We start from the raw sequence: 14422 nt of genomic DNA, 5'->3' as shown, positions 1-14422 counted from the left end.
CATCGCCCGGTTGGCGGACGGGCCACGGGCAAGACAACGGGAAGTTCGTTATGTGTCAGAATATTCATTCCCGAACATCCTCTGACACGAACTGCCTGCAATCCTGCCCCATGACTGGTCCAGGTCATGAGCCTTGTGGCTCTTCATCGACATGACGGAATGCACCCGGTGCGCCGTTTCATGCCAGCGGGCATTCGCCCGGTACTGTCGCATTTTATCTATTAGCGGCTATCCGCACGACAAAATACTGAATAAATCAAACGGGCGACGTTTTGAGGCGTCGCCCGATTTCAACCTTAACGGCGCAGGCCGAGACGGCCGATCAGCGCCTGATAACGCGCTTCGTCAATGCCCTTGACATAGTCAAGAAGGCGACGACGCTGCGAAACCAGCTTCAAGAGGCCGCGACGCGAATGATTGTCATTCTTGTGGCCCTTGAAGTGTTCGGTGAGGTTGGCAATACGCTCGGAAAGAACGGCAACCTGTACTTCAGGAGAACCGGTATCGCCTTCCTTGGTGGCGTATTCCTTGATAAGTGCTTGCTTGCGCTCAGCAGTAATCGACATCGTAACACCCTTTCTAGATGAGAGGAAAACCAGACGCCCGGGCCGGGATGTCGTCCAGCGCGGGCCATTTACACGATCTGACATGCTTTTACGCATGATCGATGAGGGGCATATAGTGCAAAATTGGCGGGAACGCCAGTCTCAATTCAATTTGCCGCCTTATCGCGATCTTCTGACGAAACGTCAGCCCGTTGTGAAAACGCGCTTCGGTTTGAATTGTCCGTGCTCGATATACCCGATGGCAAGCAGTTTTCCGCGTGCTGTGACACAGGCTTCGTCCGCTTCCAGAGGAGCATCACGTCCGCGCAAGATCACCGGATTGCCAAGACGCACGCGTTGCGCCTGATCGTCGGTAAGCGATACCTGCGGCAGGCAGTCAAGTGCTGCCCCCGTATCGATGACCAATGCGTCGATTGCCGAAAAGTCGCGACGTGGAGCGGGCTCGACAATATTGCCGTCCTCATCCTTCGGCGGAAGTGGAGGCCAAGCCTGTTCGAGTTCAGCCAGGGTTACGGCGTCTTCTTCCGTAAATGGCGCAACTTCAATGCGGCGTAGTTCCGAAATATGGCCGTAGCAGCCGAGGTCCCGGCCCATATCGCGCGCAAGCGAGCGCACATAGGTGCCCTTGGAACACTCGACCTCGAATTCGGTGCGATCGGCATCCGGAATACCAACGATCTCCAGGCGGTCGATCTCGACTTCGCGGGATGGAATCTCCACCGTCTCGCCTTCGCGCGCAAGATCGTAAGCGCGCTCACCGTCGATCTTGATGGCGGAGAACTGCGGCGGGACCTGGGAAATGACACCGGTATAATTCGGCAGCAATGCCTCGACATCAGCGCGCGACGGCCGCTTGTCCGAGGTCTTGGTCGGCTGGCCTTCCAGATCGTCCGTGGAGCGTTCCTCGCCCCAGCTTACCGTGAAACGATAAATCTTGGTTCCATCCATGACATAAGGCACGGTCTTTGTGGCTTCACCCAGCGCTATGGGCAACATGCCGGAAGCAAGCGGATCAAGTGTACCGGCATGACCGGCTTTTTCGGCGTTGAACAGCCACTTGATCTTCGAGACCGCCTCGGTCGATCCCATCCCTTTCGGCTTATCGAAAATAACCCAGCCGGATATCGGACGACCTTTTTTCTTGCCTCGTCTTGCCATGCTTTATTCGTCTCCATTGCGGGAAGCCTTGTCTGCCTCCCGGTCTTCTTCATCGTCATGTCCAAGATCGCGGGCGACTTCCGGCGAGCGGAGGAGCGCATCTATCTTGGAAAAATTGTCAAAGCTCGTATCGGCCCGGAAACGGAATTCCGGCATGTACTTCATCTGGCTTAGGCTTGGCGCCATGCGTCCGCGAATGAACTTAGCGTTTGCAGCCAGCGCCTTGATAACCGCCTGCGTATCGGCATCACCGAGAGGGGTGATGAAGCAGGTCGCGATCTTAAGGTCAGGAGACATGCGCACTTCCGAAACCGAAATCACGGTGCGGCTGATAAGATCGTCGCGAATTTCACCGCGCTGAAGCACTTGCGCCAATGCGTGACGCACCTGTTCGCCGACGCGAAGCTGGCGCTGGGAAAGACCACCTGAGCCCTTGGGGTCGGGAGAACGTGCCATAGTTAAATCCTCGATAAACAGCCATAAAACGGCGTTCAGCTCTTTCGGCTGTCCGACCGCATGACTTGAAAATTATGGGCGTAACTTACCACAATTCAGATGGGAGTCAGACCCTCGGAACCGGGCAATAAAAAGCCGGACCGCCCAATTCGGGACGGTCCGGCTCAAAGCTATTAAAGTGTGCGCGAAACGTGCTCGACGCGGAAGGCTTCGATGACATCGCCTGCGCGAATATCGTCGTAGTTTTCGAACGCCATACCGCATTCTTGACCAGCTGGAACTTCCGACACTTCGTCCTTGAAGCGCTTGAGCGTCTTGAGCTTGCCTTCGTGGATAACCACGTTGTCGCGGATGAGGCGAACGCCTGCGCCGCGCTCGACCTTGCCTTCGGTGACACGGCAACCGGCAACCTTGCCGACCTTGGTGATGTTGAAGACTTCGAGAATCTCTGCATTGCCGAGGAAGGTTTCGCGGCGTTCCGGCGACAACAGGCCCGACATCGCTGCCTTAACGTCATCGATCAGATCATAGATGATGTTGTAATAGCGAATTTCGATGCCCTGCTGATCGGCTGCGTCGCGTGCCTGCTTGTTGGCGCGGACGTTGAAGCCGATGATGGCTGCGTTGGAAGCTTCGGCCAGCGAAACGTCGCTTTCCGTGATACCACCTGCACCCGAATGAACGATGCGGGCACGAACTTCGTCGGTGCCAAGCTTGTCCAGTGCATTGGTGATGGCTTCGATAGAGCCCTGCACGTCGCCCTTGATGACGAGCGGGAATTCCTTCGTGCCCGACACCTGAAGCTGGTTCATCATCTGCTCGAGCGAACCGCGTGCACCCGACTGGCGAGCGACAGCCTTGTCGCGTGCCAGACGCTGGCGGTATTCGGCGATTTCACGTGCCTTGGCTTCGTTGGCAACCACTGCGAAACGGTCACCCGCCTGCGGCGTTCCCTGGAGGCCGAGGATTTCGACCGGCATTGCCGGACCGGCCTCCTTGACATGCTCGCCACGGTCGTTGACCAGGGCGCGCACACGGCCCCATTCGCTACCGGCGACCAGAATGTCACCCGGATGCAACGTACCGGTCTGAACCAGAACGGTTGCAACCGAACCACGGCCACGATCAAGCTGGGCTTCGACGACAACGCCTTCAGCCGTACGCGTCGGATCTGACTTGAGATCAAGAATTTCAGCCTGCAACAGAATTGCCTCAAGCAATTTGTCGAGGTTGAGCTTGTTCTTGGCCGACACTTCGACGTCGAGAACTTCACCACCCATCGATTCCACAAAGACATCGTGCTGCAACAGGGCAGTACGAACCTTCTGCGGATCTGCAGCCGGCTTGTCGATCTTGTTGATCGCCACGATGATCGGAACGCCTGCCGCCTTGGCATGATTGATCGATTCAATCGTCTGCGGCATGACGCTGTCGTCCGCAGCCACCACGAGGATGGCAATATCGGTCGCCTGCGCACCACGGGCACGCATTGCGGTAAAGGCAGCGTGGCCTGGCGTATCGATGAAGGTGATCTTCTGGCCGTTCTGTTCTACCTGATAGGCACCGATATGCTGGGTGATGCCGCCGGCTTCGCCCGACACGACATTCGCATGACGGATCGCATCGAGCAGCGAGGTCTTGCCGTGATCGACGTGACCCATGATGGTCACGACCGGAGGCCGGGAAACCAGCGCGGCTTCGTTATCGGCTACACCGAAGATACCTTCTTCAACGTCCGATTCTGCAACGCGCTTGACAGTGTGGCCGAACTCTTCAGCGATCAACTGTGCCATATCGGCATCGATCACGTCGCCCGGCTTCATCATCTGGCCCTGCTTCATCAGGTACTTGATGATATCAACCGAACGTTCGGTCATACGCTGCGCAAGTTCCTGAAGAGTGATGGTTTCAGGAATGGTCACCTCACGCGAAATCTTTTCGCGGGTTTCCTGCATCTGCGAACGCTTGAACTTTTCCTGACGGCGGCGCATCGCCGACAACGAACGCGAACGGCCTTCGTCTTCCAGATTACTGGAGATCGTCAGCTTGCCACGACGGCGATCATCTTCCGTCTTGACCACCTTTGGCGCACGAACTTCCGGCTTGGCCGGTGCACCACGACGGGCAGTGGTTTGCCCACCACCACGACGGTCATCATCGTCGGATGCCACAGTCTTGCGAAGCTGGCTCTGTGGAAGAGGCTTGCCTGGTCCCGGCGCGGTTTCGGCAAGCGACGGAGCCGGGCGCGGACCACCCTGTTGCGGGCGGCCACCTTGCGGCGGACGATTGCCCTGAGGACGACCGGCCTGCTGCGGGCGATTGCCCTGCGGTGCCGGGCGGGCATCATCGCGCCGCTCGGCACGGGCTTCCGGCTGCGGCATACGCTTGGCAGCTTCTTCCTCAGCTTTGCGGCGAGCATCGGCCTCGGCCTTGAGACGGGCTTCCTCTTCCGCCTGACGACGGGCAGATTCTTCACGTTCCTTGGCGCGGCGAGCATCTTCCTCAGCGCGGCGCTTGGCTTCCTCGACAGCGCGAGCGCGTTCTTCAACTTCACGAACCTGTGCTTCTTCGAGCGCGCGGCGACGTGCATCCATTTCGGAACGCGACAACGTGTTCAGCACCATGCCGGAACGGTCGGACGGGCGCGGACGTTGTGCCTGCTGGCCGCCAGGGCGCTGCTGTGCCGGTCGTTGCTGTGCAACATGCGGCCTTGTTACCGGAGCGGCAGGTGCTGCTGGCTTCGGTGCCGGGGCAGCAGGAGCGGGCGCGCGCACTACCGGAGCGGCCTGTGCAGGCTGCGCGGCGACTGGCGCCGGTGCGGCAGGGGCAGATGCAGCAGGCGTAGGCGCGGCGGGTGCCGGAGCTGCTGGCCTTGTGGCCGCTGCCTCGACTTCCGGCTTTTCGTCAGGCCGCGAGAACTTGCGCTTCTTCGTTTCAACGACGACAGCCTTCGTGCGGCCGTGGCTGAAATTCTGGCGCACGGTGCTCTGCTCGACGCCTGGCCGCTTCATGGTCAGCGTCTTCTTCGTATTAACGCTCAGCGTCTTGTCGTCGTTCGTTTTATCGCTCATTACGTTTCCGTTTCCTTCGCGGCTCCGGCCGCTCTACTCGAGCATTATCCAACGCGACTGGGTCAGGTTGGATAAAGCTCCAGTCATCCGCCTCAACGCGCAATCCAATCCGGGGCCTGCCAAGCCCCTCCAGATTTGCGCTCTAATCCGAGTTCGATGCGCTTTCACCGCGATAGCGATGCAACATAAGCGCCCGCTTTACGAACCCGGCCGCCGCCTTTCCTTCAAGTACGGCTGCATGTATCACATTTCCGCCCCCAAATGCCAAATCCATTTCTTCCCCTGTAAAAAGAGTGAAAGAAGGGATTTCCGGACCATCTAGATGCACCACAGCACGGCGAGCCTGATCGAGCTTGCGTACGCCGTCGGCGGCGGCTTCCTTTGCGTGCAACACCATGGCGGCTGTCCCAGTGCGGATCGCCTGATCCACCTTGGTCGAGCCCGACACCACAGCCCCGGCCTTGCGAGCCAGAGCGAGGCTACCGAGAGCAGATTTCGTCAGCAGCTGGTCCACCAGCGCGCCAAGATCCGCCTGCGGCGTCACACCTTCTTTCAGCGCCCGCGCAAAAAGCTTGCGCTTGACCGCTTCATCCACCAGACGACGCTCAGCCTTGACCCAGCATCCCCTGCCCGGCAGATTCCTTTTCAAGTCCGGCACCACAGAACCGTCGGGACCGGCCACAAAACGGATCAGATCATCGGCAGAACCGCTTTCGCGCGTGACGATACAGGTTCTGTCATTCATATCCTGCTCCACGCGAACTCCAGTCTTGCCATATTGCGGTCTGCCCGCACATCGGACGTAACGCGGGCGCTGTACCAGAGCAAAAGCCCCACCACAACCCGTAAGATGGCCGGAACCCGCTCGAAACCCGAACCGGCCAATCAATTCGAATGAACGACGACCATTTTTCCGGGATCAATTGCGAGAGCCGCACAGCTTACGCCTGAATTGCCTCAGACGTAAGAAGCCATGCGGCTCTTTTTATTCCAGCAGCTCCTTAAGAAGCAGCTTCCTCTTCACCGGCTTCTGCTTCGGCTTGTTCTTCCTGAGCTGATGCCAGTTCTTCTTCCGTGATCCATCCTGCCTTCAAACGAGCAGTCAGAACCATCTGTTCCGCATCGACGCGCGAAACGTCGAAGGAAGAGAAGATGCCGCTATGAGCAACGGTTTCGCCATCCTTGCGTTCACGCCAACCGACCAGATCGTCAACGGCATATCCGGCAAAGTCCTCGATCGTCTTCACGCCGTCTTCCCCGACTGCCACCAGCATCGCCGTGGTGACGCCCGGCAGCTCGCGCAATTCGTCTTCGACGCCCAGTTCCTTGCGGCGATCATCCTGTTCGCTTTCGATGCGATCCAGATACTCGCGGGCACGTTCCTGGATTTCGCCAGCCGTATCCTCATCGAAACCATCGATGGACGCAATTTCGCCCGGCTCGACATAGGCCAGTTCTTCAACGGATGCGAAACCTTCGGAGGCCAGAACCTGACCAACCATCTCGTCAACGTTAAGGGCATCCATGAAGAGCGTCGAACGCTCGGTGAATTCCTTCTGGCGACGTTCGGATTCTTCGTCTTCCGTCAGGATGTCGATATCCCAGCCGGTGAGCTGGGAAGCCAGACGCACGTTCTGACCGCGACGACCGATTGCAAGTGATAGTTGGTCATTCGGGACGACAACTTCAATACGTTCGGCATCTTCATCGAGAACAACCTTGGCAACTTCAGCGGGCTGAAGCGCGTTGACGATGAAGGAAGCAGCGTCCGGCGACCACGGAATGATATCGATCTTTTCACCCTGCAGTTCGCCGACAACGGCCTGAACGCGTGAGCCGCGCATACCGACACAGGCGCCGACCGGATCGATGGAAGCGTCACGCGACACGACTGCGATCTTGGCACGGGAACCCGGATCGCGGGCAACCGACTTGATTTCGATGATGCCGTCGTAAATTTCCGGCACTTCCATGGTGAAGAGCTTCGCCATGAAGGATGGATGGGTGCGCGAGAGGAAAATCTGCGGACCACGCTGTTCGCGGCGCACGTCGTAAACATAGGCGCGGATACGGTCGCCATAACGGAATGCTTCACGCGGGATCAGTTCGTCGCGGCGTACGATGGCTTCGCCACGACCGAGATCGACAATCACATTGCCGTATTCGACGCGCTTGACGGTGCCGTTGACGATTTCACCAACGCGATCCTTGTATTCGTCATACTGGCGATCACGCTCGGCTTCGCGCACTTTCTGCACGATAACCTGCTTTGCAGACTGGGCGGCAATACGGCCGAAATCCATTGGCGGCAGCTGATCGGCGATGAAGTCGCCAACCTGTGCATCCGGATTGCGATCGCGCGCGGTGAAAAGCGAAATCTGCGTCGCGTAATCCTCTACATGCTCGACGACTTCGAGCAGGCGCTGCAGCTTGATCTCGCCGGACTTCGCATTGATGTCCGCGCGGATGTTGCTTTCCTGGCCGTAACGCGAACGCGCCGCCTTCTGGATCGCATCGGCCATGGCCGCAAGAACGATCTCGCGGTCGATCGACTTCTCGCGTGCGACCGCATCGGCGATCTGCAGAAGCTCCAGCCTGTTAGCACTGACTGCCATTGGACTCTCCTTGGTGTCGCACCCGGCTCCTCTAGATGCCGGACGCCAGAAACTTATTCTTTATTTTCAGCTTCGCCCGATGCGGCTTCACCGGACGGCTCGCCCGCTTCTTCGCTACCGAGGTCGTCACCGGGAATGCGGCCTTCGCGCAGGGCCTTGTCCTTGCGCAGCGCATCGCGGATCAGGTCATCGGTCAGCACGAGGCGTGCATCCGAAATCAGATCGAATGGAATGCGCACGACAGGTTCGCTGCCGTAGGAAATCTGGTCGCTTTCAATCACGACTGATTCCGTATCGCCCAGAATGATGCGACCGCGGAATTTCTTGCGACCTTCGTGCACGATGGAGGTTTCCACCTTCGCGATATGACCGGCCCAATCGGCAAAATCCGATTTGCGGACCAGCGGGCGATCGATACCAGGAGAGGAAATTTCCAGATGATATTTTCCGCTAACCGGATCTTCCACATCGAGCACCGGCGCGACTGTGCGGCTGACCATTTCGCAATCATCGACGGTCATCGTGCCATCGGGACGTTCAGCCATGATCTGCAGGGTCTGGCCGTTCAATCCCGAGAGACGCACGCGCACCAGCCGGAAGCCCAGCGTATTGATGACGGGCTCGATGATGGAAGCCACTTTCGCATCGATACCCGTCTCGCGAATGATGCGCTCATCCGCGCCTGTTGCGAGCGCTTCTGCTTCGTTTGCCTGAACCTGTTCCGTCAACCTAAAAACCTTTCAAAAGGCTGGAAAGCCTCTTCAAGTTAGCCGTAAGTAACAAAAAAGAGCGGGACCGGGTGGACCCACTCTTGTTCAAACGACCAAGAATTTGAGACTTATATACCAGCGGAAGCGGATTTTTTCAAGACCGCTTCTGACGTTCGATGACACGCCGTCGCTGCTGGCAACTTTAACGGCGTATGAAGGTCAGATAGGCGGCGCGCCGACCTTCGCGAAAAGCCTTTGCCTCATAGCGCGTGCCCGGCCAGCCTTCATAAGCGTCGTTCCAGTCGGAGGGACCTTCTGCCTGCCAGTCGAATGCAGAATGACGGCGACAATGCTGGAGTGTCCAGTTAACATAATGCTCGATGTCAGAAGCAAACCGGAATTTTGCACCGGGCTTCAAGACCCGGGCAAAGCGGTCGAGATTGGCATCGCTGACGAAACGGCGTTTCCAGTGGCGACGCTTGTGCCATGGATCGGGATAGAAAAGATCAATACCCGCCAAGGAGGCGTCCGGCAACCAGTCCAAAACCGCCGTTGCATCTTCGTCGTAGAGACGCAGATTTTGTCGCGGTTCGCTATCCAATGCAGCCAGCATCTTGGCCATGCCGTTGACGAAGGGCTCAACGCCAATGAAACCCGTTTGCGGATAGCGACCCGTCTCATGATGCAGATGCTCACCGCCGCCAAAACCGATTTCCAGACGCACAGCATCGACCTTTGCTTCAAAGAGCGTGCGCAAATCCTGCGGCGCGGACTTTTCGACATCAATCTTCAGGCGCGGCAGAAGATCCTCGAACAGGTTCTTCTGATGGTTGCGCAAAGGTTTGCCGTGGCGACGTCCGAAAAAATTTCCGGCACCGCGCAGAGGATGAGATTCTTCGGTCATATTTTATCCGTCGGCATCATAGTGAGTTCAAATAGCAGAAGAGCGCGATCAAAGACCGCGCTCTTCGAAATTTGCGGGAGACATAACGCCAAGCCGCTTGCGATGCAACTTTCCGACAGGAAAGTTACGCCACTGCGGCCTTCAGCACCTTGGTGAGGTCGGTCTTCTCCCAGGAGAAGGAACCGTCGCGACCCGGCTTGCGGCCGAAATGGCCATAAGACGAGGTCTTGGCATAAATCGGCTTGTTGAGGTCGAGATGCTTTCGGATGCCCGTCGGTGACAGATCCATGACTTCGCGAAGCGCTTCCTCGACTGCGGATTCGGCTACCTTGCCCGTACCATGAAGATCGACATAAACCGAAAGCGGCTGTGCCACGCCGATGGCATAGGAAAGCTGGATCGTACAACGGTCGGCAAGACCGGCAGCAACAACATTCTTGGCGAGATAGCGCGCTGCATAAGCGGCAGAACGATCAACCTTGGTCGTATCCTTGCCCGAGAATGCGCCACCACCGTGCGGAGCGGCTCCGCCATAGGTGTCTACGATGATTTTACGGCCAGTCAGTCCGGCGTCGCCGTCCGGCCCGCCAATGACGAACTTGCCGGTCGGGTTGATGTACCAGTTGCAGGTAGCTGCAATCGGCAGCTCGCCGAGCGCTTCCCGGATATAGGGTTCGACAACCGAACGAACCTTTTTCGAATCCCAACTTGCATCCAGATGTTGCGTGGAAAGAACGATCTGCGTGACCTCGGCGGCCTTGCCGTTCTCGTAGCGCACCGTGACCTGGCTCTTGGCATCAGGCCCGAGCTTGCCTGCGTCACCCTCGCCCTTGTGCCGGGCTTCAGAGAGCTTTTCGAGAATCTTGTGCGAATAATAGATCGGCGCCGGCATCAGGTCCGGGGTTTCGCGGCAGGCATAACCGAACATGATGCCCTGATCGCCGGCACCTTCCTCGCCCTGACGGTCAGCGGCGTTGTCCACGCCCTGTGCGATATCGGCAGACTGTGGATGCAGAAGAACGTCGATCTTTACGGTCTTCCAGTTGAAGCCGTTCTGTTCGTAACCGATCTCCCGGATTGCCTTGCGGGCCGCCGAACGGAAACGCGAAGGATTGATCAGCGGATGCCCGGCAGCATCACGGGCGACAGTGCCGTCCTTATTCTTCTTCAGGAACGTATCCGGCACACGCACTTCGCCGGCAATGACCACACGATTGGTGGTGGCAAGCGTTTCGCAGGCAACACGGACAGACCATGGATCAACACCAGTACGGCGCGCTTCCTTGTAGATCATGTCCACGATTTCATCGGAGATGCGGTCGCAAACCTTGTCCGGATGGCCTTCGGACACAGATTCGCTGGTGAAGAGATAAGAACTGCGCGACACGGGTAACCCCTCTTGAAAATCCAACGGAGAATATCTCCGCCATGGAAACACAGTAGCGCCCGGAACAGGTTCCAGCGTTCCGGGCACGGTAATGTGTTAGCGAAGTTAGGATTAAACCGTCAATGCATATTCTTGTTGCGACAGCGCCTCGACGGGAAATTTCGTTCCAGACGGCTTTTCCTGTCGGCTTGAACGCTGAAATTCGCAAAAATCCGGCGGGACACGATCATGTCCCGCACTTGCAGCTTTTCCGGGATATGAAATCAGTCAGCGTCCGCAGCGAGCGACTTAACGAGGTCGATGATCTTGCGGCGCACTTTCGGATCTGAAATTTTCGTGAAGGCGCGGGTCAGTTGAACACCTTCATTGGAATTCAGGAAATCGACCACATAGGTCGCCTCATTATCTTCTGCAAAACCGGCCTGGTTCGAGGAACCCGGTGCATCTTCAAAAAAGAAGGAAACCGGGACACTGAGAATTGCCGAGATCGCCTGAAGGCGGCTTGCTCCGACGCGGTTGGTGCCTTTTTCGTATTTCTGGATCTGCTGAAATGTAATTCCGAGGCTTTCGCCAAGCTTTTCCTGACTGAGGCCCAGCATGTTACGGCGGAGACGGATGCGGCTGCCGACATGCACGTCAATTGGGTTGGGCTTCTTTTTATTCTCAATCATACAACTGTCACTCCTCGCAGCTGCGAGCTTTCATTCATGCTCTGTTCATCTGAACAGCGATAACAATAAGTTTTGGGAGGTAGTCTGACGATTTTTCCGCAAAAACCGTCGCCGCCGCGCCATAACATCGTAACAATATTAGTCTGTCAATGAAAACGCCTGCCGATTGGCAGTCGGAAAGCCACGCTCAACACGAGTAAGGTTAATAGCGCTACCAGAGATTGTCGCGAGCCGGGTGCCGTGCCCCAAAATGGTGCACGAGATGACGGTAGGTAAGCGTCGATTACCCCTACAGCGTCATGCGCAAGGCCGTCAGTGATTCGACCATAAGCATCAACAACAGCTGAAAGACCATTATTAGCTGCACGAATGAGGGGAAGCCCCTGTTCCACTGCGCGAACCTGCGCCTGTCTGAAATGCTGGTATGGGCCGGGTGTATCACCATACCACGCATCGTTTGTCACATTGATGATGGCGCTGGCTCTTTGACCCGAATATCCAAGCTCATATGGAAAAATGGCTTCGTAGCAGATCAGCGGCAGAAAGGTCTGGCCGTCTTTCACGTTCAATGCCCGACGTGAGGTACCAGCCGTAAATCCGCCCGGCATTTCCACCACTTCCTGAAGTCCGAGCCTGCGCAGGAAATTCTCATAGGGAAGATATTCGCCGAAGGGAACGAGGTGCACCTTGTCGGCAGCGTCAACAATGACGCCGCGATCATCAATTGTGTAAATTGAATTATAGTAGCGCGGTTCACCGCCACCAGCTGCCTTCTCTTCGCGAACGGCACCGGTGAGCAGCATCTGCCCATCCTGCAAAACCTCGCCAATACGTAACAGAGCCTCGGGCGTTGATGTGAGAATATAAGGAACCGCTGTTTCCGGCCAGATGACCACATCGGGTTTCGGCTTGCCTTCGGCAGGCGCTTCGCCAGTCAACGACACCAGCTTGTCGAATATCGACCGACGTTCGGCATTATCCCATTTCATGGTTTGAGCAATAGAAGGCTGCACGATTCGAACCGCAAGCGAGCCTTTTTCCTCTCCGATTGCTGGTGCCTTTGAAAGCGTCCAGGCACCGAAACCAACGTGACCAGCTATAAGCATCAGGGCGAAGACAATGCCCGTCTTCGCAAACCGCCCACCGATCAGAAGAGCCGGTGCAGCAAAGACAAAGACGGCCAATGCGCTCATTCCGATCAGGCCGAGCACGGCAACCGATTGCATCAGCAGCGGGGTCGGCATAATGGCATAGCCGATGGCGTTCCACGGAAAACCGGTGAACAGGAAAAGGCGCAGCCATTCTGCCAGTGCAAAACCGAATGCAAGCGCGAAGATGCGCCCCAAACCATCCGACCACAAGATGCGTGCAACCATGGTTGCAAGTGCATAAAACAGCGCCAAAAACGCAGGCAGGCCGAGAACTGCAAGTGGCAGGGCCCATGCAAACTGGTCTGCATCAACCAACAGCGCCGTGCCGATCCACCATAGTCCGGAAACGAAATAGCCGAAACCGAACCACCAGCCAACCATGGCGGCTGGGAGGAGACGGCGCACAGGCCCGGCATTCGCTTTCGCAATGGCTCCGTCAATCAGCCAGACCAAAATGGGGAAGGAAACGAAACCCGCGACGAAAACATCAAATGGCGACTGGGTCAGCGTGGCGAAGGCGCCGCTCAGAAAAGCGGCCAGCGCACGACGCCAGCCGCTCGAAAGAATGATTTTCCCCGCGAGCCTTTCGATCATCAGGACTCTTGGGGGTCGTCAGTTGCGGCTTCGACCTCTGCGGGTTGTTCTCCCGGCTTAGGAGACACGACAGCACGCTGCTGGCGGCGGCGATCAGCCGCGGAAAGCGGCACAATGCGCACTTTCTTCACCCGACGCGGATCGACTTCCAGCACATGGAATTCATAGCCCGGAATTGCCTGCACGACTTCGCCGCGAACTGGAATGCGCCCGAGAACCGAGAAGATGAGACCGCCAACCGTGTCGACATCCTCGCCATGCTCGCCCACTTCGAAAGACGGACCGATTTTTGCAGCCAACTCTTCCAGATCGGCGCGCGCATCGACAACGAAAACGCCGTCGGCCTCTTCGGCGATCATGATTTCTTCGTCGTCATGCTCGTCTTCGATATCGCCGACAACCATTTCGACGATGTCTTCCAGCGAAACCAAACCGTCGGTACCGCCATATTCGTCGATGACCAGCGCCATCTGGATATGGGTCGCCTGCATGCGCGCCATCAAGCCGCTCGCCATCATGGACGGCGGCACGAACAGGACCTTGCGCATGAGATTGAGTTCACCGATCGTCTTGGTGAGATCAATGCGGCCCATGTCGAATTTGGCGGCTTTGTCTTCGGCCGTCGCCTTGCTGCGTGCACCGCTACGGCGCGTGGTTTTCTGGCGGGCCTGCTTGGTGATGTAATTGAGAACATCACGGATATGGATCATGCCGCGCGGATCATCCAGCGTTTCGGCATAGACCGGCATACGCGAATGGCCAGACTTTTCGAAAAGCTCCAGCACCTCCCAGAGTGGTGTGGAAACTTCCACTGCCTCGACATCGGCGCGCGGGATCATCACATCTTCGACGCGGATTTCGCGCAAGCGAAGGATGTTGTGCAGCATCGCCTTTTCTTCAGGCGAGAATGCGGAATCCTGCTCGCTTGCCGTGCTGGAAAGGGCATCGGCCAGATCTTCGCGCAGAGAAGATGACTGCCGCGAGCGCATGAACGGGAAAATATTAGACAAAAGGGAACGCTTCTCGGCCATTACGGGCCGTTGCGTACTTTGCCCTTCGGCGTCTTGAGTCTCGCTGCGATTCTCGCCAGCGGACGGGGGGTGCGATGTTTGATCAGCCATGGTCAATCGTTGTTAGGG

General features: G+C 57.3%; 12 protein-coding genes. All 12 read right to left on the bottom strand.

All coding sequences use genetic code 11. From position 1 onward, the window contains the following. Positions 1-296: 296 nt before the first annotated feature. Positions 297-566: a 30S ribosomal protein S15 gene (gene rpsO, locus MKS82_RS13820; protein ID WP_006473093.1), complete on the bottom strand. Its 270-nt coding sequence runs from the start codon at positions 564-566 to the stop codon at positions 297-299. A gap of 183 nt (positions 567-749) precedes the next feature. Beyond that, positions 750-1724 (bottom strand): tRNA pseudouridine(55) synthase TruB, encoded by a 975-nt coding sequence (gene truB / locus MKS82_RS13815; protein WP_109987089.1) that lies wholly within the window; start codon positions 1722-1724, stop codon positions 750-752. A gap of 3 nt (positions 1725-1727) precedes the next feature. Further along, positions 1728-2180 carry a 30S ribosome-binding factor RbfA gene (gene rbfA / locus MKS82_RS13810; protein ID WP_109987088.1) on the bottom strand — a complete coding sequence of 151 codons (453 nt, stop codon included), beginning with the start codon at positions 2178-2180 and terminating at the stop codon, positions 1728-1730. A 173-nt stretch (positions 2181-2353) separates the two neighbouring features. Further along, a complete protein-coding gene (gene infB, locus MKS82_RS13805) occupies positions 2354-5251 on the bottom strand; it encodes a translation initiation factor IF-2 (protein ID WP_109987087.1) in 2898 nt (965 codons plus the stop codon). A gap of 142 nt (positions 5252-5393) precedes the next feature. Beyond that, positions 5394-6008: an RNA-binding protein gene (locus MKS82_RS13800; RefSeq protein ID WP_286166520.1), complete on the bottom strand. Its 615-nt coding sequence runs from the start codon at positions 6006-6008 to the stop codon at positions 5394-5396. Positions 6009-6252: 244 nt separating this feature from the next. Beyond that, positions 6253-7866: a transcription termination factor NusA gene (gene nusA / locus MKS82_RS13795; RefSeq protein WP_109987085.1), complete on the bottom strand. Its 1614-nt coding sequence runs from the start codon at positions 7864-7866 to the stop codon at positions 6253-6255. Between the two features lie 53 nt (positions 7867-7919). Next, positions 7920-8594 (bottom strand): ribosome maturation factor RimP, encoded by a 675-nt coding sequence (rimP, locus tag MKS82_RS13790; protein WP_109987084.1) that lies wholly within the window; start codon positions 8592-8594, stop codon positions 7920-7922. Positions 8595-8778: 184 nt separating this feature from the next. Further along, positions 8779-9480 (bottom strand): tRNA (guanine(46)-N(7))-methyltransferase TrmB, encoded by a 702-nt coding sequence (gene trmB, locus MKS82_RS13785; RefSeq protein WP_109987083.1) that lies wholly within the window; start codon positions 9478-9480, stop codon positions 8779-8781. Between the two features lie 124 nt (positions 9481-9604). After that, positions 9605-10867 carry a methionine adenosyltransferase gene (gene metK / locus MKS82_RS13780; protein WP_109987082.1) on the bottom strand — a complete coding sequence of 421 codons (1263 nt, stop codon included), beginning with the start codon at positions 10865-10867 and terminating at the stop codon, positions 9605-9607. A gap of 263 nt (positions 10868-11130) precedes the next feature. Continuing rightward, the gene (locus tag MKS82_RS13775) at positions 11131-11538 is read right to left on the bottom strand and encodes a helix-turn-helix domain-containing protein (protein ID WP_109987081.1); all 408 of its coding nucleotides are present in this window, start codon (positions 11536-11538) and stop codon (positions 11131-11133) included. Positions 11539-11684: 146 nt separating this feature from the next. After that, positions 11685-13283, bottom strand: a complete 1599-nt coding sequence (lnt, locus tag MKS82_RS13770) for an apolipoprotein N-acyltransferase (protein WP_109987080.1) — start codon at positions 13281-13283, stop codon at positions 11685-11687. Next, on the bottom strand, positions 13283-14404 hold the full coding sequence (locus MKS82_RS13765) for a hemolysin family protein (RefSeq protein WP_109987079.1): 1122 nt from the start codon (positions 14402-14404) through the stop codon (positions 13283-13285). Before MKS82_RS13765 ends, lnt begins: the two co-directional genes overlap by 1 nt. Positions 14405-14422: the final 18 nt, after the last annotated feature.

It is taken from the genome of Ochrobactrum sp. A-1, from assembly GCF_022488005.1.
In the GTDB taxonomy this organism is placed as follows: domain Bacteria; phylum Pseudomonadota; class Alphaproteobacteria; order Rhizobiales; family Rhizobiaceae; genus Brucella.
Note: the sequence above shows the minus strand (reverse complement) of the source record. Positions and strands in the feature narration are given on the sequence as shown.